General features: G+C 71.5%; 17 protein-coding genes. 9 read left to right on the top strand and 8 right to left on the bottom strand.

Annotated elements, in window-relative coordinates; translation table 11 throughout:
- Positions 1 to 54: 54 nt before the first annotated feature.
- Both ACZ6JT_RS27495 and ACZ6JT_RS27490 read right to left on the bottom strand, forming a co-directional pair.
- Entirely contained in the window at positions 55 to 2,394 is a 2,340-nt protein-coding gene (locus ACZ6JT_RS27495; protein ID WP_469213734.1) for an ATP-dependent DNA helicase, read from the bottom strand.
- Positions 2,391 to 3,374: an aldo/keto reductase gene (locus ACZ6JT_RS27490; protein ID WP_469213732.1), complete on the bottom strand. Its 984-nt coding sequence runs from the start codon at positions 3,372 to 3,374 to the stop codon at positions 2,391 to 2,393. The genes ACZ6JT_RS27495 and ACZ6JT_RS27490 overlap by 4 nt, the downstream gene beginning before the upstream one ends.
- A 100-nt stretch (positions 3,375 to 3,474) precedes the next feature.
- On the opposite strand from ACZ6JT_RS27490, the gene ACZ6JT_RS27485 reads away from it, so the two are divergent.
- Both ACZ6JT_RS27485 and ACZ6JT_RS27480 read left to right on the top strand, forming a co-directional pair.
- Positions 3,475 to 4,524, top strand: coding sequence for an LLM class F420-dependent oxidoreductase (locus ACZ6JT_RS27485; RefSeq protein WP_469213731.1), 1,050 nt, complete (start codon positions 3,475 to 3,477; stop codon positions 4,522 to 4,524).
- Positions 4,525 to 4,722: 198 nt separating this feature from the next.
- On the top strand, positions 4,723 to 5,511 hold the full coding sequence (locus ACZ6JT_RS27480) for a ferritin-like domain-containing protein (protein WP_469213729.1): 789 nt from the start codon (positions 4,723 to 4,725) through the stop codon (positions 5,509 to 5,511).
- 110 nt (positions 5,512 to 5,621) lie between these two features.
- Here the strand turns inward: ACZ6JT_RS27480 and corA are convergent, their stop codons facing one another.
- A complete protein-coding gene (gene corA, locus ACZ6JT_RS27475) occupies positions 5,622 to 6,614 on the bottom strand; it encodes a magnesium/cobalt transporter CorA (RefSeq protein ID WP_469213727.1) in 993 nt (330 codons plus the stop codon).
- A gap of 77 nt (positions 6,615 to 6,691) precedes the next feature.
- Between corA and ACZ6JT_RS27470 the strand changes: the two genes are divergently transcribed.
- The 4 genes from ACZ6JT_RS27470 (at position 6,692) to mshC (ending at position 10,228) form a co-directional block, all read left to right on the top strand.
- Positions 6,692 to 7,411, top strand: a complete 720-nt coding sequence (locus ACZ6JT_RS27470; protein WP_362854382.1) for a histidine phosphatase family protein — start codon at positions 6,692 to 6,694, stop codon at positions 7,409 to 7,411.
- Positions 7,412 to 7,485: 74 nt separating this feature from the next.
- Positions 7,486 to 8,076, top strand: a complete 591-nt coding sequence (locus tag ACZ6JT_RS27465; RefSeq protein ID WP_030720371.1) for a DUF3090 domain-containing protein — start codon at positions 7,486 to 7,488, stop codon at positions 8,074 to 8,076.
- Positions 8,040 to 8,888, top strand: coding sequence for an SCO1664 family protein (locus tag ACZ6JT_RS27460; RefSeq protein ID WP_469213725.1), 849 nt, complete (start codon positions 8,040 to 8,042; stop codon positions 8,886 to 8,888). Before ACZ6JT_RS27465 ends, ACZ6JT_RS27460 begins: the two co-directional genes overlap by 37 nt.
- 110 nt (positions 8,889 to 8,998) lie before the next feature.
- A complete protein-coding gene (gene mshC, locus ACZ6JT_RS27455) occupies positions 8,999 to 10,228 on the top strand; it encodes a cysteine--1-D-myo-inosityl 2-amino-2-deoxy-alpha-D-glucopyranoside ligase (protein WP_469213723.1) in 1,230 nt (409 codons plus the stop codon).
- 267 nt (positions 10,229 to 10,495) lie between these two features.
- Here mshC and ACZ6JT_RS27450 read toward each other — a convergent pair whose 3' ends face one another.
- The 5 genes from ACZ6JT_RS27450 to ACZ6JT_RS27430 form a co-directional block, all read right to left on the bottom strand.
- Complete coding sequence (locus tag ACZ6JT_RS27450; protein ID WP_469213721.1) at positions 10,496 to 11,533, bottom strand: PAC2 family protein; 1,038 nt, start codon at positions 11,531 to 11,533, stop codon at positions 10,496 to 10,498.
- Between the two features lie 127 nt (positions 11,534 to 11,660).
- Positions 11,661 to 13,268 carry a glycerol-3-phosphate dehydrogenase/oxidase gene (locus tag ACZ6JT_RS27445; protein ID WP_365482868.1) on the bottom strand — a complete coding sequence of 536 codons (1,608 nt, stop codon included), beginning with the start codon at positions 13,266 to 13,268 and terminating at the stop codon, positions 11,661 to 11,663.
- 40 nt (positions 13,269 to 13,308) lie between these two features.
- Positions 13,309 to 14,835 (bottom strand): glycerol kinase GlpK, encoded by a 1,527-nt coding sequence (glpK, locus tag ACZ6JT_RS27440; protein ID WP_469213720.1) that lies wholly within the window; start codon positions 14,833 to 14,835, stop codon positions 13,309 to 13,311.
- A gap of 77 nt (positions 14,836 to 14,912) precedes the next feature.
- Positions 14,913 to 15,695, bottom strand: a complete 783-nt coding sequence (locus ACZ6JT_RS27435) for an MIP/aquaporin family protein (RefSeq protein WP_329103754.1) — start codon at positions 15,693 to 15,695, stop codon at positions 14,913 to 14,915.
- Positions 15,696 to 16,022: 327 nt separating this feature from the next.
- Complete coding sequence (locus tag ACZ6JT_RS27430; protein ID WP_469213718.1) at positions 16,023 to 16,790, bottom strand: IclR family transcriptional regulator; 768 nt, start codon at positions 16,788 to 16,790, stop codon at positions 16,023 to 16,025.
- Positions 16,791 to 17,066: 276 nt separating this feature from the next.
- Between ACZ6JT_RS27430 and metH the strand changes: the two genes are divergently transcribed.
- The 3 genes from metH (at position 17,067) to ACZ6JT_RS27415 (ending at position 23,614) form a co-directional block, all read left to right on the top strand.
- Positions 17,067 to 20,579 (top strand): methionine synthase, encoded by a 3,513-nt coding sequence (metH, locus tag ACZ6JT_RS27425; RefSeq protein ID WP_469213717.1) that lies wholly within the window; start codon positions 17,067 to 17,069, stop codon positions 20,577 to 20,579.
- A gap of 111 nt (positions 20,580 to 20,690) precedes the next feature.
- On the top strand, positions 20,691 to 21,392 hold the full coding sequence (locus ACZ6JT_RS27420; protein WP_469213716.1) for an HAD family hydrolase: 702 nt from the start codon (positions 20,691 to 20,693) through the stop codon (positions 21,390 to 21,392).
- A gap of 617 nt (positions 21,393 to 22,009) precedes the next feature.
- A complete protein-coding gene (locus ACZ6JT_RS27415; RefSeq protein WP_469213714.1) occupies positions 22,010 to 23,614 on the top strand; it encodes an ABC transporter substrate-binding protein in 1,605 nt (534 codons plus the stop codon).
- Positions 23,615 to 23,656 lie beyond the last annotated feature (42 nt).

The following is a 23,656-nucleotide window of genomic DNA, read 5'->3' as shown; positions in this document are numbered from 1 at the left end:
CCCCCGCCCGGCATCCGTGGCCCCCGCCCCGCAGGACGGGGGCCACGGCCGGGGTCACTCCGCCTGCTCGCCCGCCGTCGCGAGCGCCTTCAGCAGACCCGCCAGCCGTGTCGTACGCGGCTTCGGCAGCACATTGGCCACCGCGTGCGGCAGCGCCTGGTCGACGCCATGCACCACCGACAGGTGCCGCTCGGCCCGGCCGAACGCCGTGTACACCCAGTCCCGCGACAGCGCCTGCGCCGCGTCACCCGGCAGTACGACGACCACCGCCGGCCAGCGCGTCCCGACGGCCTGGTGCGCCGTCACCGCCCAGCCGTGCCGCACCTGGGACTCCACCAGCTTTTTCGGTACGACGATCCGCGCGCCCGTACGGTCCAGGTGCAGGCCCTCCGCGTCGGCCGACACCACGCGGGCCGGCAGGGCCCGCCCGGGAGACGGCACGTGGACGACCCGGTCGCCGGGGTCGAAGCCGCCGAACCGGCCGGGGCCGGGGTTCAGCCGCTCCTTGAGGGCGGCGTTCAGCGCCCGCGTCCCCGCCGAGCCGCCGTGGCCCGGGGTGATCACCTGCACGCTGTCCGCAGGGATCCCGAAGGCCCGCGGCACCGACTCGGCCACCAGCTGCACGGCCCGGTGGACGGCCTCACCGGCGTCCTTCACGGGGACGATGACGACCTCCTTGCCCGGGGCGTCGACCTGGTTCAGCTCGCCGATCCCGACCCCGGAGACGAGCTCGCCGAGGGGGCCCGGGTCCGGCGTGCGGGAGACCACCTGGGGGCACGTGCGGGCCGCCAGCACATCGGCGAACACCCGCCCGGCCCCGGCGGACCCGAGGACCCCGGGGTCCCCGGAGAGCACCAGCCGGGCCCCGTCCGGCACGGACTCCACCAGCGCGGCCGCGGTCTCCACGTCCAGCTGCGGCGCGTCCAGCACCACGAGGAGGTCCAGCGCGAACTGCCCGTCCGCGTCCCGCCCGGGCCCCTGCGCCCCGGACAGCAGCCCCGCCACGGTCACGGAGTCCGGGCCGGCGGGGGAGTGCGCGGCCGACCAGGCCCGCAGCCCCCGTTCCCGGGCCGCCGCGACCAGGGCGAACACCTCGGCGCGCGCGGCCTCGCCACCGGTGTGGGTGACCAGGCCGTGGCCCGCGACCGTGCGGATCAGTTCGGCGGCGGACGGGCCCGGCGCGGCCGCGGCGGCCTGCTCCCAGTCCGCCGTGCCGCCGAAGGTGCCGGCCAGCCGGGCCAGGCCGTCGGCCAGGCTCTCCTCGGCCATGGCGGCACCCTCCAGGCCCACGAGGAGACGTACGGGCTGCTCCTCGCCCTCCTCGGCCGGCGGCCCGAGGGGCTCGTGGAAGACCAGTACCGAGCCGTCCGCAATGGCCTGTTCCAGCGCTCCGGCCGGATCCGGTACGCCGTACTGGGCCAGCGCCTTCTCCAGCACCGGGGCCTCCAGCGCGGTGTGCCCCTTGAGCCCGGCCTGGGCCAGCAGCCAGCCCACCAGGACGGTGGCGCGGCGCTCGTCCCCGGGACCGGCCCCGGAGCCCAGCAGGGAGCGGGCGAAGCCGTCCGCCTGGGTCGGGCGCACCGCGGGCAGCGACAGCAGCCGCCACGGGTTCTCGGCGAGCTGCTCGGCGGCTCCCTCGCCGAGGGCCGCCGCGGCGGGACCGGCCAGGGCCTCGGGGGCGCCACCGCGGGCCAGTACGGCCCGTACGCCCTCGACGGCGTCGGCGGAGGGCGCCGCCGCGGTCACCGGCGCCGGGGCGGCCGGGCGGGGCGCGGCGGGGGCGGGGGCCGGCCTGCGGGGCGCGGCCGGGGCCTCGTCGAAGTACACGGCGGGGGGCTTCTCCCCGCTCTCCACGGCCCGTACGGCGGCCAGCAGATCGGCGGCCTTCCCGCTGAGCTTGGCCCCGGCCTCGACGGGTGCCTCCCGCTCCGCCTTGCGCCGGGCGATCCGCTCCCGCTCGACCTTCTGCGCGGCGAGTTCGGCCTGCGCCTCGGTGAGGGCGGGCGCCGCCTGGGCCTCGGCGGCCGGCCCGGCGGACTCCGCCGCGTCGGCCTCGGCCGCGGCCTCCGGTTCGGCCTCCGGCCCGGTCTGCGGCTCGGCCTCGGCCTCCGGCTCGCCCTCTGGCTCCGGCTCGGCCTCGGCCTCCGGCTCGGCCTCAGGCTTGCCCCCGGCCCCTGGCTCGGCCGCGGTCTCCGCCTCGGCCTCGGGTTCTGCGGGGCTCCCCTCGGCCCCGGCCCTTCCCGCACCCGGGGGCTCCGCCCCCTCCTGTCCGCCGTCGACGGCTTCGCCGTGCGGTGCGGCAGGCCCGACCTCGGGCCCGCCCGAGTCGGCCTGTGCCCCGGCCGTTTCCTCCGCGGCAGCGGCTTCGGTCTCGGCTTGGCGGTCCGTACTCACAGCGTGCTCCAGTCCTGATCGGGATAGCGGTGCACCGGAGCCGACACATCGTCCAGCGCCCGGCAGATCTCCTCGGGAAGACTAAGGGCCTCCACCGACAGTGCCGCCCCGAGCTGCGCCGACGTCCGTGCGCCCACGATCGGCGCGACCACCCCGGGCCGGTCCCGGATCCACGCGAGGGCCACCTCCAGCGCGGTCACGGCCAGCCCGCGGGCCGCCGTCACCACCGCGTCCACGATCCGGCCCGCAGCCTCGTCGAGGTACGGGTCCACGAAGGCGGCCATGGAGTCCGAGGCGCCCCGGGAGTCCGCCGGCACGCCGTCCCGGTACTTGCCCGTCAGCACCCCGCGCCCCAGCGGGGACGAGGGGAGAAGGCCGATCCCGAGGTCCAGCGCGGCCGGCAGCACCTCGCGTTCCACGCCGCGCTGCAGCAGCGAGTACTCCATCTGCGTCGAGGCGATCCGGGTCCGTACGCCCGGCGCCGCGAGCTGCCACGTCGCCGCCTTCGCGAGCTGCCAGCCGCAGTAGTTGGACACCCCGGCGTACCGGGCCCGGCCGCTGCTCACCGCCAGGTCCAGCGCCTGGAGGGTCTCCTCCAGCGGGGTCGCCGGATCGAAGGCGTGCACCTGCCAGAGGTCGACGTAGTCGGTGCCGAGCCGGTCCAGCGAGGCGTCCAGCGCGTCGAGCAGGTGCCCGCGCGAGCCGTCGAACCGCCGGTCCGGGTCCGGCACGCTGCCCGCCTTGGTCGCGATCACCAGGTCCCGGCGCGGGACGAGCCCGCCCACCAGCCGGCCGAGCAGGTACTCCGCCTCCCCGCCCCCGTACACGTCGGCCGTGTCGACGAGCGTGCCGCCCGCCTCCCAGAAGGTCTTCACCTGCTCGGCGGCGGCTTCCTCACCGATGTCGCGGCCCCAGGTGAGGGTGCCGAGGCCGATCCGGGAAACGCGCAGTCCGGTGCGGCCGAGATGCCTCTGCTCCATGAGCGCTGAGACTACTGGGGCGCTGACGCGGAGCGCCCTGGCACGCTACAGTCCCCGCACACCAACGTTACTGATCGGTAAACCGGTAAGGGGACGACACATGCGGCTCGGCATCAATCTCGGTTACTGGGGCGCGGGCATGGACGCCGACAACCTCGCCGTCGCCCAGGAGGCCGACCGCCTGGGCTACGACGTCTGCTGGGCCGCCGAGGCCTACGGATCCGACGCCCCGACCGTGCTCGCCTGGGTCGCCGCCCAGACCGAGCGCATCGACGTCGGCTCGGCGATCATGCAGATCCCGGCCCGGCAGCCCGCGATGACCGCCATGACGGCGGCCACCCTCGACTCGCTCACCAAGGGCCGCTTCCGGCTCGGCCTCGGCGTCTCCGGCCCGCAGGTCTCCGAGGGCTGGTACGGCGTCACGTTCGACAAGCCGCTCGCGCGGACCCGGGAGTACGTGGAGATCGTCCGCAAGGCGATGAGCCGTGAGCGCCTCTCCTACGACGGCGAGCACTGGACCCTGCCGCTGCCGGGCGGCCCGGGCAAGCCGATCAAGCTGACCGTGCACCCCGAGCGCGAGCACATCCCGCTCTACATCGCCGCCATCGGTCCCAGGAACCTGGAGCAGACCGGCGAGATCGCCGACGGCGCCCTGCTGATCTTCCCGGCCGCCGAGCACCTGGAGGCCACCGCGCTCACCCACATCCGGGCGGGCCGCGAGAAGGCCGGGCTGACCATGGACGGCTTCGACGTCTGCCCGACCGTGCCGCTGGCCCTCGGCGAGGACGTGAACGCGCTCGCCGACATGTTCCGCCCCTACACCGCCCTGTACGTCGGCGGGATGGGCAGCCGGAAGCAGAACTTCTACAACCAGCTGGCCCAGCGCATGGGCTACGAGAAGGAAGCCGCCGAGATCCAGGACAAGTACCTGGCGGGCGACAAGACCGGCGCGGCCGAAGCCGTCCCGCACTCGCTGATCGACTCGACCACGCTGCTCGGCCCCGTCGCCCGCATCGCCGACGGAATGCGGGCCTACGCGGAGGCCGGGGTCACCACCCTCACCCTGGCGCCGGCCGGATTCACCCTGGACGAGCGCATCGCCGCCCTGCGCGCTGGCACCGAGGCCATGGAGCTCGCCGGTCTCGCCTAGGGATCTCGGCCAGGGCCAAGAGGAGTCTGCGGCCGTGGTGGGGGCTCGGGGGTCTTCCCCGCCACGGCCGACACAGCCAACAACGCCCCGGGTGCCCCCGGGGTTACGCGCGGCGGTCCCTCCCCGCGTTTCGTTCATTCGGACGAGTAGTGCGACCCATCGGTTGCCGGTCCCCCCGCCCGGCGTTTGACTCGGTTCATGCTCTCTGCCCGCAGCCTGTTCCAGGAGATCGTCGACAACGACGACTCCTTCCAGCTGTTCTGCTCCATCGCCGCCAGCGGGGAGACCCAGGGCGGTTGGGAGAACGGTCGCATCGCGGCCCTGGTGCCCGACGCCATGCGCGACCTCGCGCCCAAGATCACCCGGCACGGCGCCGACGAGGACAAGCACGGCCGCATCTTCAACGCCCTGCTGCGCAAGCGCGGCCTCCAGCCCGTCCCCGTCCCGCCCGAGACCGACTACACGATGCTGCTGGAGCGCCGCGGCATCGGCCTCGCCCACGACAAGCTGCGCCGCGAGCAGGCGCTGAGCGAGGAGGACATCGTCGCCTACCTCGCGCACAGCCGCGTCACGGAACAGCGCGCCGCCGACCAGATGGACATGCTCGTCAGGTACTTCGGCGACCACCCCGAGCTGGGCAAGGCCATTCACATGATCAGCAACGACGAGGCCAACCACCTCGCCTACTGCCACGAGGAGCTGCTGCGCCTCGCCCGCGCGGGCCACGGCCGCACCATCCAGCGGGTGCTGCGCGAGAGCGCGCTCGCGGAGATCGGGGTCTACCGGGACGTCAGCCTCGCCGTCATGGCCCACATGGGACGGCTGCTGAACTGGTCCGCCCCGAAGGCGGCCGCGCTCGCCGTCGGCATCCGCGCCGCGTACGCGTACGAGCGGTTCAGCGGCTGGCACCGGATGGTGGACCTGAGGATGCCCCAGCGCCGCGACGCGCTGGGCGGCGCCCCGGTCACCGCCGCCGAGTTCGCCTGACCGCCCGTCGCCAGGGCCGCCGCGTCGGGTCGCCGCGTCGCCAGGGCCTGCCGCGTCGCCAGGGCGCTCCCCGGCGTCCAGACGGCTCCGGCGCCCCGGCTGTCGAGCCGCTAGAGCCAGCCCCGGCGCTTGAACATGCGGTGCAGGCTCAGGCAGATGCCCACCATGACCGCCACCACCACCGGATAGCCCCAGACCTGCCTGAGCTCCGGCATGTGGTCGAAGTTCATCCCGTAGATCCCCGCCACCATCGTGGGGACGGCCGCCATCGCCGCCCAGGCCGAGATCTTGCGCATGTCGTCATTCTGCCGCAGGCCCATCTGCGCGAGGTGTGCGGACAGCGCGTCCGACAACAGCCGGTCCAGGCCGTCGATGTACTCGCTCGCCTTCGTCAGGTGGTCGGCGACGTCGCGGAAGAAGGGCCGGGCGCGCTCGTGGACGAACGGCACCTCCCCGAAGGCGAGTCGCTCCATCGGCTGGAGCAGCGGGTTCGTCGCCCGCCGGAACTCCAGCACCTGCCGTTTGAACCCGTAGATCCGGGCGGCGGTGTTCTTGGTGTCCGCGGGGTTGGGGGAGAACACCTCGGCCTCCAGCTCCTCCAGGTCCACCTGGAGCTCGGCCGCCACCTCGATGTAGTGGTCCACCACCGCGTCGGAGACCGCGTACAGCACCGCCGTCGGGCCGTGCCGCAGCACGTCCGGCTCCTGCTCCAGCCGGCGGCGGACGGCGGCCAGCGGGGCCCCCTCCCCGTGGCGGACGGTCACGACGAACGAATCGCCTATGAACACCATGAGCTCGCCCGCGGTCACCGTGTCCGTGTCCTCGTCGTACAGCACCGGCTTGAGGACGACGAACAGCGAATCGTCGTACACCTCCAGCTTCGGGCGCTGGTGCGCGGTCAGCGCGTCCTCCACCGCCAGCCTGTGCAGGCCGAACTCGCGGCTGACGTGGTCGAACTCCTGCTCCGTCGGCTCGTACATGCCGATCCACAGGAAGGCGTCCCCGGCCGCCCGCGCCTCGTCGAGGGCGTCCGAGAGGTCCTCGGGTCCCTCGGTCCGGCGGCCGTCCCGGTAAATCGCGCAGTCGACAATCACGCGGGGCATTCTTCCTTGCCCGCGACCTGCCCGCGACCTGCCCGCGACCCGCCCGCACGCCACCGGCACCGCATACGCTGGCACCCATGGCCACGCTGATCCTCGTACGACACGGGCGGTCCACCGCCAACACCGCAGGGCTGCTCGCCGGGTGGACCCCGGGAGTCGGTCTCGACGAGCGCGGCGCCGAGCAGGCCGCCGCCCTTCCCGGAAGGCTGGCCGGCGTGCCGCTCGCCGCCGCCGTCACCAGCCCGCTGCAACGCTGCCGGGAGACCCTCGCACCCCTGCTGGCCGCACGGCCCGAGCTGGAAGTGCACACTGACGAGCGGATCGGCGAGTGCCACTACGGCGACTGGTCCGGCCGTAAACTCTCCGAGCTCGCCGACGAACCGCTGATGAAGATCGTCCAGCAGCATCCCTCGGCCGCCGCCTTCCCCGGTGGCGAGTCCATGCGCGCCATGCAGGCGCGCGCCGTGGACGCCGTACGGGAGTGGAACGCGCGGGTCGAGGACGAGCACGGCAGCGACGCCGTCTTCCTGATGTGCTCCCACGGCGACATCATCAAGTCCCTTGTCGCGGACGCCCTCGGCATGCACCTGGACCTCTTCCAGCGCATCCACGTCGACCCGTGCTCGGTGACCGCCGTCCGGTACACGCCGACCCGGCCGTTCGTGTTCCGGCTCGGCGACACGGGGGACTTCGGCCCGCTCGTGAAGCGTCCGGCCGAGCCGGAAGCCGTCGCTTCGGACAAGGACGCCGAAGACACGGGGAACGCGGTCGTGGGAGGCGGCGCGGGCGCGGCGTGATCGGACGGCGCAGTAGGGTGGACGGGCCACAAGGGCGCAGACCTGCCCCTCCCGCTGAGACTTGGAGACTGGACGTGCCCCGTCAGGTGTTCCTCTACGACCCCCCGGACCGCTTCGTGGCCGGCACGGTCGGTCTGCCGGGACGCCGTACGTTCTTCCTGCAGGCCTCCTCCGGCCCCCGCGTCACCAGCGTCTCCCTGGAGAAGACCCAGGTCGCGGCGCTGGCCGAGCGGATGGACGAGCTGCTGGACGAGGTCGTGCGGCGCACCGGCGGCAACGCCCCGGTGCCCGCCGTCGCCCCCGCCGAGGCCGCCGACACCGCCCCCCTCGACGTCCCCGTCGAGGAGGAGTTCCGCGTCGGCACCATGGCCCTGGCCTGGGACGGCGAGGAACAGCGGATGATCGTCGAGGCCCAGGCCCTGGTGGAGCTCGACGCCGACTCCGACGAGGACCTCGCCGAGGCGGAGGAGCGGCTGCTCCAGGACGAGGAGAACGGCCCGCCCATGCTGCGGGTCCGCCTCACCGGCGCCCAGGCCCGGGCGTTCGCCAAGCGGGCCCTGGACGTGGTCAACGCCGGCCGCCCGCCGTGCCCGCTGTGCAGTCTGCCGCTGGACCCGGAGGGCCACGTGTGCCCGCGCCAGAACGGCTACCGGCGCCAGGCGTGACCGACACGGGGGAGATCGAGGAACTGCTCGCCCAGGGCGAGCTGACCGTCGTCGGCCGGATCCGCGAGGCGTCCAACGCCGTCCTGCTGTGCACCGTCACGCACGAGGGCGTCAGCGCCGACTGCGTGTACAAGCCCGTCAAGGGCGAGCGGCCGCTGTGGGACTTCCCCGACGGCAGTCTCGCCCAGCGCGAGGTCGCCGCCTACCTGGTCTCCGAGGCCACCGGATGGGGCCTGGTGCCCGCCACCGTGCTGCGCGACGGACCGTACGGCGAGGGCATGGTCCAGCGGTGGATCGAAACCGCGGAACCGGAAGGAGAAGCCCCGGCCAGCGCCCTCCTCGCGCTCGTCGACGGCGAGGAGGCGGGGGAGGGCTGGAAGGCCGTCGCCCTGGCCGAGGTCGGGGAGGGCCGCACCGCGCTCCTCGTCCACGCCGACGACCCGCGGTTGCGCCGGCTCTCCGTACTCGACGCCGTGATCAACAACGCCGACCGCAAGGGCGGCCACCTGCTGCCCGCGCCCGACGGCCGCCTCTACGGCATCGACCACGGCGTGACCTTCCACGCCGAGGACAAGCTGCGCACCCTGCTGTGGGGCTGGGCGGGGGAGCCGCTGACCGACGAGGCGCGCGAGGTGCTGACCGGGCTGGCCGCCGAGCTGGCGGAGGGAGCCCCGCTCGCCACCCGGCTGGCCGAACTGATCACCGGGGTCGAGCTGGCCGCCGTACGGGCCCGGGTGGCGCACCTGCTGCGCACCGGAATCCATCCGCAGCCGTCCGGGCAGTGGCCGTCGATCCCCTGGCCACCGGTCTGAACCGGCCATCGGCCATACGCACAGATCCAGCCAGACCGCAAGAGTGCCGATCAAGACAACAGTGCAGGTCCGGTTCGTTTCCGGAACATGCGTCCGGTTAGGCTCGAGACATGCATGCCTGGCCCGCTTCTGAGGTCCCCGCCCTTCCTGGCAAGGGCCGCGACCTCCAGATCCACGACACCGCGACCCAGGGGACGATCACCCTCGCCCCCGGTCCCGTCGCCCGTATCTACGTCTGCGGCATCACCCCGTACGACGCGACCCACATCGGTCACGCGGCGACCTACAACGCGTTCGACCTCGTGCAGCGCGTGTGGCTCGACACCAAGCGGCAGGTCCACTACGTCCAGAACGTCACCGACGTCGACGACCCGCTCCTGGAGCGGGCGCTGCGCGACGGCCACGACTGGACCGAGCTGGCCGAACGCGAGACCGCGCTCTTCCGCGAGGACATGACCGCCCTGCGGATGCTGCCGCCGCAGCACTACATCGGAGCCGTCGAGGCCATACCCGGCATCGTGCCGCTGGTCGAGCGGCTGCGGGACGCGGGCGCGGCGTACGAGCTCGACGGGGACGTCTACTTCTCGGTCGAGTCCGACGCGCACTTCGGCAGGGTCTCGAACCTCGACGCCGAGGCGATGCGGCTGCTCTCGGCCGAGCGGGGCGGCGACCCCGACCGGCCCGGCAAGAAGAACCCGCTGGACCCGATGCTGTGGATGGCCGCGCGCCCGGGCGAGCCGAGCTGGGACGGCGGCTCGCTGGGCCGCGGCCGGCCGGGCTGGCACATCGAGTGCGTGGCCATCGCCCTGGACCACCTGGGCATGGGCTTCGACATCCAGGGCGGCGGCTCCGACCTGGCCTTCCCGCACCACGAGATGGGCGCCTCGCACGCCCAGGTGCTGACGGGCGAGTTCCCGATGGCCAAGGCCTACGTACACGCGGGCATGGTCGCCCTGCACGGCGAGAAGATGTCGAAGTCGAAGGGCAACCTCGTCTTCGTCTCCGCCCTGCGGCGCGCCGGGGTGGACCCGGCGGCGATCCGTCTCGCGCTGCTGTCGCACCACTACCGGGCCGACTGGGAGTGGACCGACGACGTCCTCGCCGAGGCGGTGGCCCGGCTGGAGCGCTGGCGCGCGGCCGTGTCCCGGCCGGACGGACTGCCGGCGGACGCGCTGGTCGAGGAGGTCCGCGAGGCCCTGGCGAACGACCTCGACGCCCCCGCGGCGCTCGCCGCGGTGGACCGCTGGGTCGACGCCCAGAACGCCTCGGACGGCGACGACGAGTCCGCCCCCGGCCTCGTCTCCCGCACGGTGGACGCCCTCCTGGGCGTGGCGCTCTAGGAACCGGCGAAGCGCGCCCCCGGCCTCGTGCCGGGGGCGCGCTTCGCCGTTTCACCCCGTCCCTGCACGACGGTGACCGAAGGGTGGCGGGCATCGGCGGGGCACACGTAGAACTGCAGGTGTAGCCGCGGGCGACGCTGACCTCCGTCGGGGTCGCGGGCGCGGATCCGGCGGAGCGTGCGGACCTCCTCGGGCGTGTTCAGCGGGAAGGGGGCGTCGTGCTCCTGTGAGCACGACGCCCAGGGGTCGCCGGACAGCCGCGTCCCGTCAGGACCCGGGAGTGTCCCCGCCGTTCTCCCCGTCACCCACGCCGCCGCCCTCGCCGTCTCCCGCCGCGCCGTCGTCCGGACCGGAGGCGTCGTCCGGGTCCGCCGCGTCGTCCTGCTTCGGCTTCGGCTGGGCGCGGCCACCGGACAGGTCACGGAAGTACGAGCCCGTGTCCGTGGCCGTCTCCGGACCGGCCGCCGGATCCCGCCGCCGCAGGTACCGCTCGAACTCCCGGGCGATCGCGTCACCCGAGGCCTCCGGCAGGTCCGCCGTGTCCCGGGCCTCCTCCAGCGTCTGGACGTACTCCGCCACCTCGCTGTCCTCGGCGGCCAGTTGGTCCACGCCCAGCTGCCACGCCCGCGCGTCCTCCGGCAGTTCGCCCAGCGGGATCCGGATGTCGATCAGGTCCTCGAGCCGGTTCAGCAGCGCCAGCGTCGCCTTCGGGTTCGGCGGCTGCGACACGTAGTGCGGCACCGCCGCCCACAGCGACACCGCAGGCACCCCGGCATGCGTACAGGCCTCCTGGAGGATGCCCACGATGCCCGTCGGGCCCTCGTACTTGGTCTCCTCCAGGTCCATCGTCCGCGCCAGGTCCGCGTCCGAGGTGACCCCGCTCACCGGCACCGGCCGGGTGTGCGGGGTGTCCCCGAGCAGCGCCCCCAGGATGACCACCATCTCCACGCCCAGTTCGTGGGCGAAGCCCAGGATCTCGTTGCAGAACGACCGCCACCGCATGGACGGTTCGATCCCGCGGACCAGCACCAGGTCGCGCGGCTTCGCCCCGCCGATCCGGACCACCGACAGCCGGGTCGTCGGCCACGTGATCTTCCGTACCCCGTTGTCCAGCCACACCGTCGGCCGGTTGACCTGGAAGTCGTAGTAGTCCTCGGCGTCCAGAGCCGCGAAGACCTCGCCCTTCCACTCCCGGTCCAGGTGTGCGACCGCACCGGAGGCCGCGTCACCCGCGTCGTTCCAGCCCTCGAACGCGGCCACCATGACCGGGTCGATCAGCTCGGGCACGCCCTCAAGCTCGATCACCCAGGTCTCCTTCCGAAGTTCCCTTGCGTACGTGGGTCAGCCTAAGCCTTGATACGACGCCAGCCACAGCCCACGACAGAGGGGCGGTTCCCCTCGGAACCGCCCCTCTTCCCCACCTGCGTGAGAGCTATGCCTTGTGGCCCAGCATCTCCTCGACGCGGGCCCGAACGGCCTCGTCGTCCAGGCCGCGGATCGTCACCGTCGTACGGCGGCGCAGCACGTCGTCGACCGTCTCGGCCCACTCGTTGTCACGGGCGTAGGCGACCTGCGCCCAGATCTCCGGACCGTCCGGGTGGATGCGCTCGGCGAGCGCCGGGTCCTCGTTGGCGAGGCGCGCGATGTCGAAGGCCAGGGAGCCGTAGTGCGAGGCCAGGTGGCGCGCCGTCAGCGGGTCCATCCGCGTGCCGGGCTCACGGTCCACCAGCAGCCGGTGCGCGACCGCGTTCGGGTTGGCGACACCGGGCAGCGCGATCCGCCGCACGAGCGACTTCACCGGCTCCATGTCCTCGGTCAGCGGGCTGCCCGGGAGCTTCGACAGCTTGTCCATCACCACGCGGCCGATGTGGCGGTACGTCGTCCACTTGCCGCCGGCCACCGACAGCATGCCGCCGGCGCCCTCGGAGACGACCGTCTCGCGCTTGGCCTTCTCCACGCCGCCGGGGCCGCCGGGCAGCACCCGCAGGCCCGCGAAGGCGTACGTCATCAGCGAGCGGTCGAGGTCCGCGTCCTTCACCGAGAAGGCCGCCTCGTCCAGGATCTGCTGGATGTCGGCCTCGGTGGCGCGCACGTCGCCCGGGTCGCCCTCGTACACCTCGTCGGTGGTGCCGAGCAGCAGCTGGTCCTCCCAGGGGAGGGCGAAGGTGATGCGGTACTTGTCGATCGGGGTGGCCATGGCGGCCTTCCACGGCGACTTGCGCTTCATCACGATGTGCGCGCCCTTGGAGAGGCGGATCGACGGCATCGAGTGCTTGTCTTCCATGCGCCGCAGGTGGTCCACCCACGGGCCGGTGGCGTTGAGCACGACGCGCGCGTCGACCCCGAACTCGGTGCCGTCGAGGCGGTCCTTGAGCTCGGCGCCGGTGACCCGGCCCCGCGTCTTGCGCAGGCCGGTGACCTCGGCGTGGTTGAGGACGACCGCGCCCGACTCGACGGCCGCGCGGACCGTCATGACGGCGACGCGGGAGTCGTTCATCTGGTGGTCGTAGTAGACCGCGACGGCCTTGAGGTTGTCCGTCTTCAGGCCCGGGTTGTCGGCGGCGGCACGGGCGGGGGATATGACCTTGCCCATGCCGTCGCCGAAGGCCGAGAGGGCGGAGTAGGCGAAGACGCCCGCGCCCAGCTTGGCCGCACCGACCGGTCCGCCCTTGTAGACCGGCAGGTAGAAGGTGAGCGGGTTGACCAGGTGCGGGGCCACGTCCTTGGCCAGCACCCGCCGCTCGTGGTGGTTCTCCGCGACCAGCTTGACCGCGCCGGTCTGCAGGTAGCGCAGACCGCCGTGGACCAGCTTGGAGGAGGCCGAGGAGGTGGCGCCGGCGAAGTCGCCGGCGTCCACCATGGCAACCCGCAGGCCCGACTGCGCGGCGTGCCAGGCCACCGAGGTGCCCAGGATTCCACCGCCGATGACCAGCAGGTCGTACGTGGCCTTCGACAGCTGCTCACGGGTCTCGGCGCGGCTCGCGTTCGAACCGGCGGTCGGGTGCGTACCCAGGGCGGGAACGCTCTGCAGGCTGCTCATATCTCTTTAGCTCCTCGTCGATTGACTCAGCTGAGTGCGGTCAGCTGGCGTCTTCGTCGTCGACCCAGCCCATGGACCGCTCCACGGCCTTGAGCCAGCTCTTGTACTCGCGGTCCCGCTGCTCGGCGGGCATCCGCGGGGTCCACTCCGCCGCGCGGCGCCAGTTGGCGCGCAGGGCGTCGGTGTCGGGCCAGAAGCCGACGGCCAGGCCGGCGGCGTAGGCGGCGCCGAGGCAGGTGGTCTCGGCGACCATCGGGCGCACCACGGGGGCGTCCAGGAAGTCCGAGAGCGTCTGCATCAGCAGGTTGTTGGAGGTCATGCCGCCGTCGACCTTGAGGGCCGCGAGCTCGACGCCCGAGTCCTTGGTCATGGCGTCGGTGATCTCGCGGGTCTGCCAGGCGGTGGCCTCCAGGACGGCACGGGCGATGTGCGCCTTGGTGACGTACCGGGTCAGGCCGGCGATCACACCGCGGGCGTCGGAGCGCCAGTACGGGGCGAACAGACCGGAGAAGGCCGGCACGAAGTAGGCGCCGCCGTTGTCCTCGACCGACGACGCCAGGGTCTCGATCTCGGCCGCGGACTTGATCAGACCCATCTGGTCGCGCATCCACTGGACGAGCGAACCGGTCACGGCGATGGAGCCCTCCAGCGCGTAGACCGGCGCCTGGTCGCCGATCTGGTAGCCGACCGTGGTCAGCAGGCCGCTGTAGGAGTTGATGATCTTGTCGCCGGTGTTCATCAGCATGAACGTTCCGGTGCCGTACGTGGACTTCGCCTCGCCCTCGGCGAAACAGGTCTGGCCGAAGAGGGCGGCCTGCTGGTCACCGAGCGCCGAGGCGACCGGGACACCGGCGAGGACGCCGTCCTTGACGTGGCCGTAGACCTCGGCGGAGGACTTGATCTCGGGGAGGACGTTGAGCGGGACGCCCATCGACTCCGCGATCTTCTCGTCCCACGCCCGGGTGTGCAGGTTCATCAGCATGGTGCGCGAGGCGTTGGTGACGTCGGTGACGTGCACGCCGCCCTGGGGGCCACCCGTGAGGTTCCAGATGACCCACGAGTCCATGGTGCCGAAGAGGATGTCGCCGGCCTCGGCGCGCTCCCGCAGGCCCTCGACGTTGTCGAGCAGCCAGCGGACCTTCGGGCCGGCGAAGTAGCTCGCCAGCGGCAGGCCGGTCTCCCGGCGGAAGCGGTCCTGGCCGACGTTGCGGCCGAGCTCCTTGCACAGGGCGTCGGTACGGGTGTCCTGCCAGACCAGCGCGTTGTGCACCGGCTCGCCGGTGTGACGGTCCCACAGGAGGGTGGTCTCGCGCTGGTTGGTGATGCCGACCGCCTTGACGTCGGCGGCGGTGATCTCGGCCTTGGCGATGGCCCCGGCGACGACCTCCTGGACGTTGGTCCAGATCTCGGCGGCGTCGTGCTCGACCCAGCCCGGCTTCGGGAAGATCTGCTCGTGCTCCTTCTGGTCGACGGCGACGATGCGGCCGTCACGGTCGAAGACGATGCAGCGGGAGGAGGTGGTGCCCTGGTCGATCGCGGCGATGAAGGGGCCGGTGCTGCTGGTCATGTGGCTGCTCCTGGCAGGTCTGGTCAGTAGGCGGAATCAGGAGGGCGGTGCGGATCTTACGAACGCGGCCGTGCTGATCAGGCGAACGCGATGTTGTAAAGACCACCGGCGAGTGCGGCACCGACGAGCGGGCCGACCACCGGGATCCAGGAGTATCCCCAGTCGGAGCCGCCCTTGTTGGGCAGCGGGAGCAGGGCGTGCACGATGCGCGGACCGAGGTCGCGCACCGGGTTGATGGCGTAGCCGGTCGGGCCGCCGAGCGAGAGGCCGATGCCGACGACCACGAACGAGGTGATCAGGACGCCGATGACACCGAGGCCCTTGCCGCCGTCCTGGAGGCCCTGGGTCAGGATCGCCAGGACCAGGACGGCGGTGCCTATGATCTCGGTCGCGAGGTTCTGCACGACGTTACGGATCTCGGGGCCCGTGGAGAAGATGCCGAGCACGGGACCGGCCACGTCGTGCGGGTGCGGGTCCTCCGGGCCGAGCTTGGCGTCGCGGATGTGCTCCGGGTCCGCCAGGTGCACGCGGAACTGCCCGTAGTAGGTGATCCACATCAGGACCGCGCCCAGCATGGCGCCGAGCAGCTGGCCGGCGAAGTAGACGGGGGTGTCGCCCCACTCGCCGGTCTTGACCGCGAGGCCGACGGTGACCGCCGGGTTGAGGTGCGCACCCGAGAGCGGCGCGGAGACGTAGGCGGCGATCAGTACGGCGAATCCCCAGCCGAACGTGATGGCGAGCCAGCCCGCGTTGCGGGCCTTGGAGCTCTTGAGGGTCACTGCGGCGCAGACGCCACCGCCGAGCAGTGTGAGCAGGGCGGTACCGATGGTCTCGCCGATGAAGATGTCGGAGCTGGACACCCGCGACTCCTTACGTACGTCCAGGGGTGGGCGGACACCGGGTCCCTCCGGTGGTTCCGCGCACTCGGTGAGTGCTGCACCGGTCCTTGGCCTTGTCGCATCCTAGCGCGTATTGCCGGTAGCTGTTCGACAATGCCGACCGATGAACGGCAGTTTTCCGCCCAGGTGAAGAATGCGTCAAGGGCTGGCCAGGCCAAAGTGTCGGATCGTTACCACTAGGTGCGATCAACCAAATCCAGCCATTCGAAGGTCAGGATGTGGCGAAAAATGGGCAGAGTGCGGCCAGGGTCTGGCCGCATCGTGCTAAAGCATCGTGCTAAAGGGGGCTCAGAACCGGCCTGCGCCGAGATCGCGTGAAACCGCGCGCGCACAGTCCCGCACCGAGGCTACGAGGGCCGCACGGGGCTCCCCGGACTCCCCGCAGACCCGCTCCACGGCGCCCGCCACCGCCACGGCACCGACAGGCATCCGGCGCCGGTCGTGGATCGGAGCCGCCACCGAGGCAAGGCCCTCCCACGTCTCCTCGACGTCGGAGGCCCACCCCCGCGCCCGCGTCAGGCTCAGGACCTCTTCGAAACCGACGCCGTCCGTGACCGTCCGGGGGGTGAACGCCTCGCGCTCCGCCTCCGTCACCTGGGTGTGCGCCACCGGGTCGTACGCGGACAGCACCTTGCCCAGCGCGGTGGAGTGCAGCGGCTGCATGGCCCCCACCTCCAGCACCTGACGGCTGTCGTCGGGCCGGAAGACGTGGTGCATGATCAGCACCCCGCTCTGGTGCAGCACCCCCACGTACACGCTCTCGCCGCTGGCCCGGGCCAGGTCGTCCGTCCAGACCAGGGCGCGGGCGCGCAGCTCGTGCACGTCCAGGTAGCTGTTGCCCAGGCGCAGCAGCTCGGCGCCCAGCTGGTAGCGGCCGGAGGCCGGGTCCTGCTCCACGAAGCCCTCGGCCTGCAGCGTGCGCAGGATGCCGTGGGCCGTGCCCTTGGCCAGGCCCAGCGAAGAGGCCACGTCGGAGAGCCCCAGCCGGCGCTCTCCGCCCGCCAGGAGCCGCAGCATCGCAGCGGCTCGTTCGAGCGACTGGATGTTCCGTGCCATTGCGCAGCCTCCTGCTGACCTTGCTGTCCATACTGACCATCTTGATGCGGTTCGACAATGCTGAACAGTATCGGTCGATGCCGACCTTGCGCAGCGAGGGGCAACTGTTCGCCGTACCGTCGCCGGGACACCCTTGGCAACCCCCGCCACAGAATGCAGTCCGCCACGTGGGACACCCGCACCGGGGCAGGTGCCTCGCGGTTACGCTGACGACGTGCACCCTTGACACAGAGGGGGTGCAAAGCCGACAGCCGTCGCATTCCAGGGAGCACAACCATGGCTTCGTTGCCCAACCCGTCCGCTGACACCCAGACCCGGGCCGATGCCCTCCGAGAGGCGCTGGCGACCCGTGTGGTCGTCGCCGACGGGGCCATGGGGACGATGCTCCAGGCGCAGGACCCCACGATGGAGGACTTCCAGCAGCTGGAGGGCTGCAACGAGGTCTTGAACGTGACCCGTCCCGACATCGTGCGTTCGGTGCACGAGGCGTACTTCTCGGTGGGTGTGGACTGCGTCGAGACGAACACGTTCGGCACGAACTACGCGGCGCTGGCCGAGTACGACATCGCCGAGCGCAACTTCGAGCTGTCCGAGGCGGGTGCGCGGATCGCCCGCGAGGTCGCCGACACGTTCACGCAGTCGACGGGGCAGCAGCGCTGGGTGCTCGGCTCCATGGGCCCCGGCACCAAGCTGCCCACCCTGGGCCACATCGGCTACGGCCAGATCCGTGACGCCTACCAGATCAACGCCGAGGGCCTGCTCACCGGCGGCGCGGACGCGCTGCTGGTGGAGACGACGCAGGACCTCCTGCAGACGAAGTCCTCGATCATCGGTGCCCGGCGGGCGATGGAGGCCCTGGGTGTCACCGTTCCGCTGATCTGCTCGGTGACCGTGGAGACGACCGGCACGATGCTGCTGGGCTCGGAGATCGGCGCCGCGCTCACGGCGCTGGAGCCGCTGGGCATCGACATGATCGGCCTGAACTGCGCCACCGGTCCCGCCGAGATGAGCGAGCACCTGCGCTATCTGGCGCGCAACGCCCGCATCCCGCTGTCCTGCATGCCCAACGCCGGCCTGCCCGTCCTGACCAAGCAGGGCGCGCACTACCCGCTGACCGCCCCCGAGCTGGCGGACGCCCAGGAGACCTTCGTCCGCGAGTACGGCCTCTCGCTGGTGGGTGGCTGCTGTGGCACGACGCCGGAGCACCTGCGGCAGGTGGTGGAGCGGGTGCGTGGTACGGCGGTCGTGCCGCGCGACCCGCAGCCGGAGCCGGGCGCCGCCTCGCTGTATCAGACGGTGCCGTTCCGGCAGGACACCTCGTACATGGCGATCGGTGAGCGGACGAACGCCAACGGGTCGAAGAAGTTCCGTGAGGCGATGTTGGAGGGCCGCTGGGACGACTGTGTGGAGATGGCGCGGGACCAGATCCGTGAGGGCGCGCACATGCTCGACCTGTGCGTCGACTACGTCGGCCGGGACGGTGTCGCCGACATGGAGGAACTCGCGGGCCGTTTCGCGACCGCCTCCACGCTGCCGATCGTGCTGGACTCGACCGAGGTTCCCGTGATCCGGGCGGGTCTGGAGAAGCTGGGCGGGCGCGCCGTCATCAACTCGGTGAACTACGAGGACGGTGACGGGCCCGAGTCGCGGTTCGCGAAGGTCACCCGGCTGGCCCAGGAGCACGGTGCGGCTTTGATCGCGCTGACCATCGACGAGGAGGGCCAGGCCCGCACGGTCGAGCACAAGGTCGCCATCGCCGAACGCCTCATCGCGGACCTCACGGACAACTGGGGGATCCGCGAGTCGGACATCCTCATCGACACCCTCACGTTCACGATCTGCACGGGCCAGGAGGAGTCCCGGGGCGACGGCATCGCCACGATCGAGGCGATCCGCGAGCTCAAGCGCCGCCACCCGGACGTGCAGACCACCCTGGGCCTGTCCAACATCTCCTTCGGCCTCAACCCGGCCGCCCGCGTCCTGCTGAACTCCGTCTTCCTCGACGAGTGCGTCAAGGCCGGCCTGGACTCGGCGATCGTCCACGCGTCGAAGATCCTTCCGATCGCCCGGTTCGACGAGGAACAGGTCACCACCGCCCTCGACCTGATCTACGACCGGCGCGAGGGCGACTACGACCCGCTGCAGAAGCTGATGGCCCTCTTCGAGGGCGTCAACACCAAGTCGCTGAAGGCCGGCCGCGCCGAGGAGCTCCTGGCCCTGCCGTTGGACGAGCGACTGCAGCGCCGCATCATCGACGGGGAGAAGAACGGCCTGGAGGCCGACCTCGACGAGGCCCTGCAGACCCGGCCGGCGCTGGACATCGTCAACGACACCCTGCTGGAGGGCATGAAGGTCGTCGGTGAGCTGTTCGGCTCCGGGCAGATGCAGCTCCCCTTCGTCCTGCAGTCGGCCGAGGTGATGAAGACGGCGGTGGCCTATCTGGAGCCGCACATGGAGAAGACCGACGACGAGGGCAAGGGCACCATCGTCCTGGCCACCGTCCGCGGCGACGTCCACGACATCGGCAAGAACCTCGTCGACATCATCCTCACCAACAACGGCTACAACGTCGTCAACATCGGCATCAAGCAGCCGGTCTCCGCGATCCTGGAAGCCGCCCAGGAGCACAAGGCCGACGTCATCGGCATGTCCGGCCTCCTCGTGAAGTCGACCGTGATCATGAAGGAGAACCTGGAGGAGCTCAACCAGCGCAAGCTGGCCGCCGACTACCCGGTGATCCTCGGCGGCGCCGCCCTCACCCGCGCCTACGTCGAACAGGACCTCCACGAGATCTACGAGGGCGAGGTCCGCTACGCCCGCGACGCCTTCGAAGGCCTGCGCCTCATGGACGCCCTCATCGCCGTCAAGCGCGGCGTCCCCGGCGCGACCCTGCCCGAGCTCAAGCAGCGCCGCGTCGCCAAGCGCGACACGCCCGCCCTCCAGGTGGAGGAGCCCGAGGAGCCGGGCGGTCGCTCGGACGTGTCCGTCGACAACCCGGTGCCCACCCCGCCCTTCTGGGGCACCCGCGTGGTCAAGGGCATCCCGCTCAAGGACTACGCCTCCTGGCTGGACGAGGGAGCCCTCTTCAAGGGCCAGTGGGGCCTCAAGCAGGCCCGCGCGGGCGGAGCCACGTACGAGGAGCTCGTCGAGAGCGAGGGCCGTCCGCGCCTGCGCGGCCTGCTGGAGAAGCTGCACACCGAAAACCTGCTGGAGGCGGCCGTCGTCTACGGCTACTTCCCCTGCGTCTCCAAGGGCGACGACCTGATCATCCTCGACGACGACGGCAACGAGCGGACCCGCTTCACCTTCCCGCGCCAGCGCCGCGGCCGCCGGCTGTGCCTCGCCGACTTCTTCCGCCCGGAGGAGTCCGGCGAGACCGACGTCGTCGGCCTCCAGGTGGTCACCGTCGGCTCCAGGATCGGCGAGGCCACGGCCAAGCTCTTCGAGTCCGACTCCTACCGCGAGTACCTGGAGCTGCACGGTCTCTCCGTCCAGCTCGCCGAGGCCATGGCCGAGTACTGGCACGCCCGCGTCCGCGCCGAGCTCGGTTTCGGCGGCGAGGACCCGGCCCAGGTCGAGGACATGTTCGACCTCAAGTACCGCGGCGCCCGCTTCTCCCTCGGCTACGGAGCCTGCCCCGACCTGGAGGACCGCGCCAAGATCGCCGACCTCCTCCAGCCGGAGCGGATCGGCGTCCACCTCTCGGAGGAGTTCCAGCTCCACCCCGAGCAGTCCACGGACGCGATCGTGATCCACCACCCCGAAGCGAAGTATTTCAACGCACGCTGAGGTCGACCGACGTACACTTGTCGGTCCCATACAGGCCGGTCGCCTGTTCCCAGGGGAATGCCCCGCGGGAAGAGGTGACCGGCCTTCTCGTCCCTTCAGAGAGGTACGCGCATGACGAGCACCATTCCCGCCCCCGTCACCCGCACGGCCGACGGCTCGGCACTGCAGGCGGTGCTGCTCGACATGGACGGCACCCTGGTCGACACCGAGGGCTTCTGGTGGGAGATCGAGGCGGAGATCTTCCAGGAGCTCGGCCACCGGCTGGAGGACTCCTGGCGGGACGTGGTCGTCGGCGGTCCGATGAGCCGCAGCGCGACCTTCCTGATCGAGGCGACCGGCGCCGCCATCGGCCTCGCCGAGCTGAGCGTCCTGCTCAACGAACGTTTCGAGGCCCGCATCGCAGACCGGGTGCCGCTGATGCCCGGCGCCGAGCGGCTGCTCGCCGAGCTGGCCCGGCACAACGTGCCCACCGCCCTCGTCTCCGCCTCGCACCGCCGGGTCATCGACCGGGTCCTGCTCACCCTGGGCCGCGACCGCTTCACCATGACGGTCGCCGGGGACGAGGTCGCCCGTACCAAGCCGCACCCCGACCCGTACCTGCTCGCGGCGCGGACGCTGGGCGCCCACCCCTCGCGCTGCGCGGTCATCGAGGACACCCACACCGGGGTGGCGGCCGCCGAGGCCGCCGGCTGCCGGGTCGTGGCGATCCCCTCGGTGGGCGTGATCGAGCCGGCTCCGGGGCGTACGGTCGTGCGCTCGCTGGAGGAAGTGGACCTGGCGTTCCTGCGCTCCCTCATCGCGCCGATGAACTGAGCGGGTGGACTGTGGACTGAGCGGGTGGACTGAGCGGCTGAACGGAACGGCACCCGCCTCTCCCCGCGACACCCCCCCTTGTTACCCACGGCAACATCGGCACGCACGGCAGCGCGCCGATACGGACCGGCACGCCGTGAGCACGCTCCGTACCGAACGGAACGTCGGTGGGATCCAGGTCCAGCGGAAGGATCTTCCGTCACGGGCCCCGGAGGCTGAAATTCCATCCTCTCCCGGGCGGTTGCTCAGAGTGAGCTTGGTCACCCGTCAAACCCCTCATGCGCCTGTCCGAGGGCCCCTGCGCCTTCCCTTGTGTCCGGATTGATCAGTCCCTGACCGAATCTGCGCCCCCCTGCGCATGAACAGGCAGTTCGCTCCCATCACGGTGCGATTACACCCCAAGTCCGGCCAGTTCCAGCCATCCCGTCCCGGCCCACTAGTGTCAGCGCGGGCACTACGCCGCACCTCTGCCGTCCCGGACGCACACCCCTGTGCCGGGACCGCGTGGACCGATCGTCACTACACCGGCCCGATCGTTCCGCCCTGAACGGGCGACCGCCGCGAAGTGCCCTTTACGCCGCTTTGAGCAAGTGCCGGTTACAGGGAGTACTTCCAGCATGAACCGCAAGACCTTGGTGCTGACGGCCGCGGCCGGACTGCTCACCCCCGTGCTCGCCGCATGCGGCAGCGCGAGCGGCGGAGGAGCAGGATCCGGAGCGATCGTCGTCGGCACCACCGACCGGTTCGAGGCCGCAGACTTCGCTCCCGCCCCCTTCGACCCGGCCTACGCCTACGACGCCGGCGCCTGGAACGTCCTGCGCCAGACCGTCCAGACGCTGATGCACACCCCGCGCGGCGGCGGCCAGCCCGTCCCCGAAGCAGCCACCGCCTGCCGCTTCACCGACGCCGGCAACGAGGTCTACCGCTGCACCCTGCGCCCCGGGCTGAAGTTCGCCGACGGCGAGCCGCTCACCGCCAAGGACGTCAAGTTCTCCATCGACCGCGTCCTCGCCATCAAGGACGAGAACGGCCCGTCCTCGCTGCTCTCCACCCTCGACAACGTCGAGGTCAAGGGCGCCGACACCGTCGTCTTCCACCTGAAGACCCCGGACGCGACCTTCCCGTTCAAGCTCTCCACCCCCGCCGCCGGCATCGTCAGCGAGAAGAACTACGACGCCAAGAAGCTCCGCGAGGGCTTCGCCGTGGACGGCTCCGGCCCGTACACGATGAAGGCCGAGGTCAAGGGCAACCAGCTGGTCCGCGCCGTCTTCACCAAGAACCCGCACTACAAGGGCGACCTCAAGCTGCAGAACGACAAGGTCGAACTGCGCACGTTCGCCGACTCCCCGGCCATGGGCAAGGCACTCACCGACGGGAAGATCCACATGGTCTCCCGCACCCTCTCGCCCGCCCAGATCACCCAGTTCTCCGCGCAGCCGCCCAAGGGCGTCAAGCTCGTCCCGATGCCCGGCCTGGAGATCCGCTACATCGGCTTCAACACCGAGGCGCCCGTCGTCAAGGACAAGGCCGTACGCCAGGCGCTCGCCGCCGCCGTCGACCGCGGCGCACTGATCTCCAAGGTCTACGGCAAGTCCGCACAGCCGCTCTACTCGCTGGTCCCCACCACCGTGCCCGGCCACGTCAACTCCTTCTACAACAAGTACGGCGAGGCCAACACGGCCAAGGCCGCCGCGCTGCTGAAGGAAGCCGGGATCAAGACCCCGGTCAAGCTGACGCTGCACTACACCAACGACCACTACGGCGACGGCACGGCCGCCGAGTTCGAGGCCCTCAAGGCCCAGCTCAACTCCACCCAGCTCTTCGACATCACCGTCCAGGGCAGCGAGTGGGCCGACTTCCGCCCCGCACAGAAGAAGGGCGACCACGCCGCCTACGGGCTCGGCTGGTTCCCCGACTACGCGGACGCCGACAACTTCCTCGCCCCGTTCCTGGAGCAGGACAACTTCCTGGGCACGCCGTACGCCAACAACACGGTGCGCACCAGGCTCATCCCCGAATCGCGGCGCGCGGCCGACCGAGGCGTCGCCGTCCCCGCGATCACGGAGATGCAGGACATCGTCGCCGAGGACGTGCCCGTCCTGCCCCTGTGGCAGGGCAAGCAGTACGTCGCCGCACGCGACGGGATCACCGGAGTGGAGTGGTCGGTCAACGCCATCTCCGACCTCCAGCTGTGGGAGCTCGGCCGCGGCGTAAGCGGCTGAGCAAGGCAACGACCGGCAGCGGGTGTCGCGGGCCGGGCAACG

It is taken from the genome of Streptomyces sp. NPDC046308 (assembly GCF_055588065.1).
The sequence above is the reverse complement of the archived record's forward strand: the minus strand, read 5'-3'. Positions and strand labels throughout refer to the sequence as shown.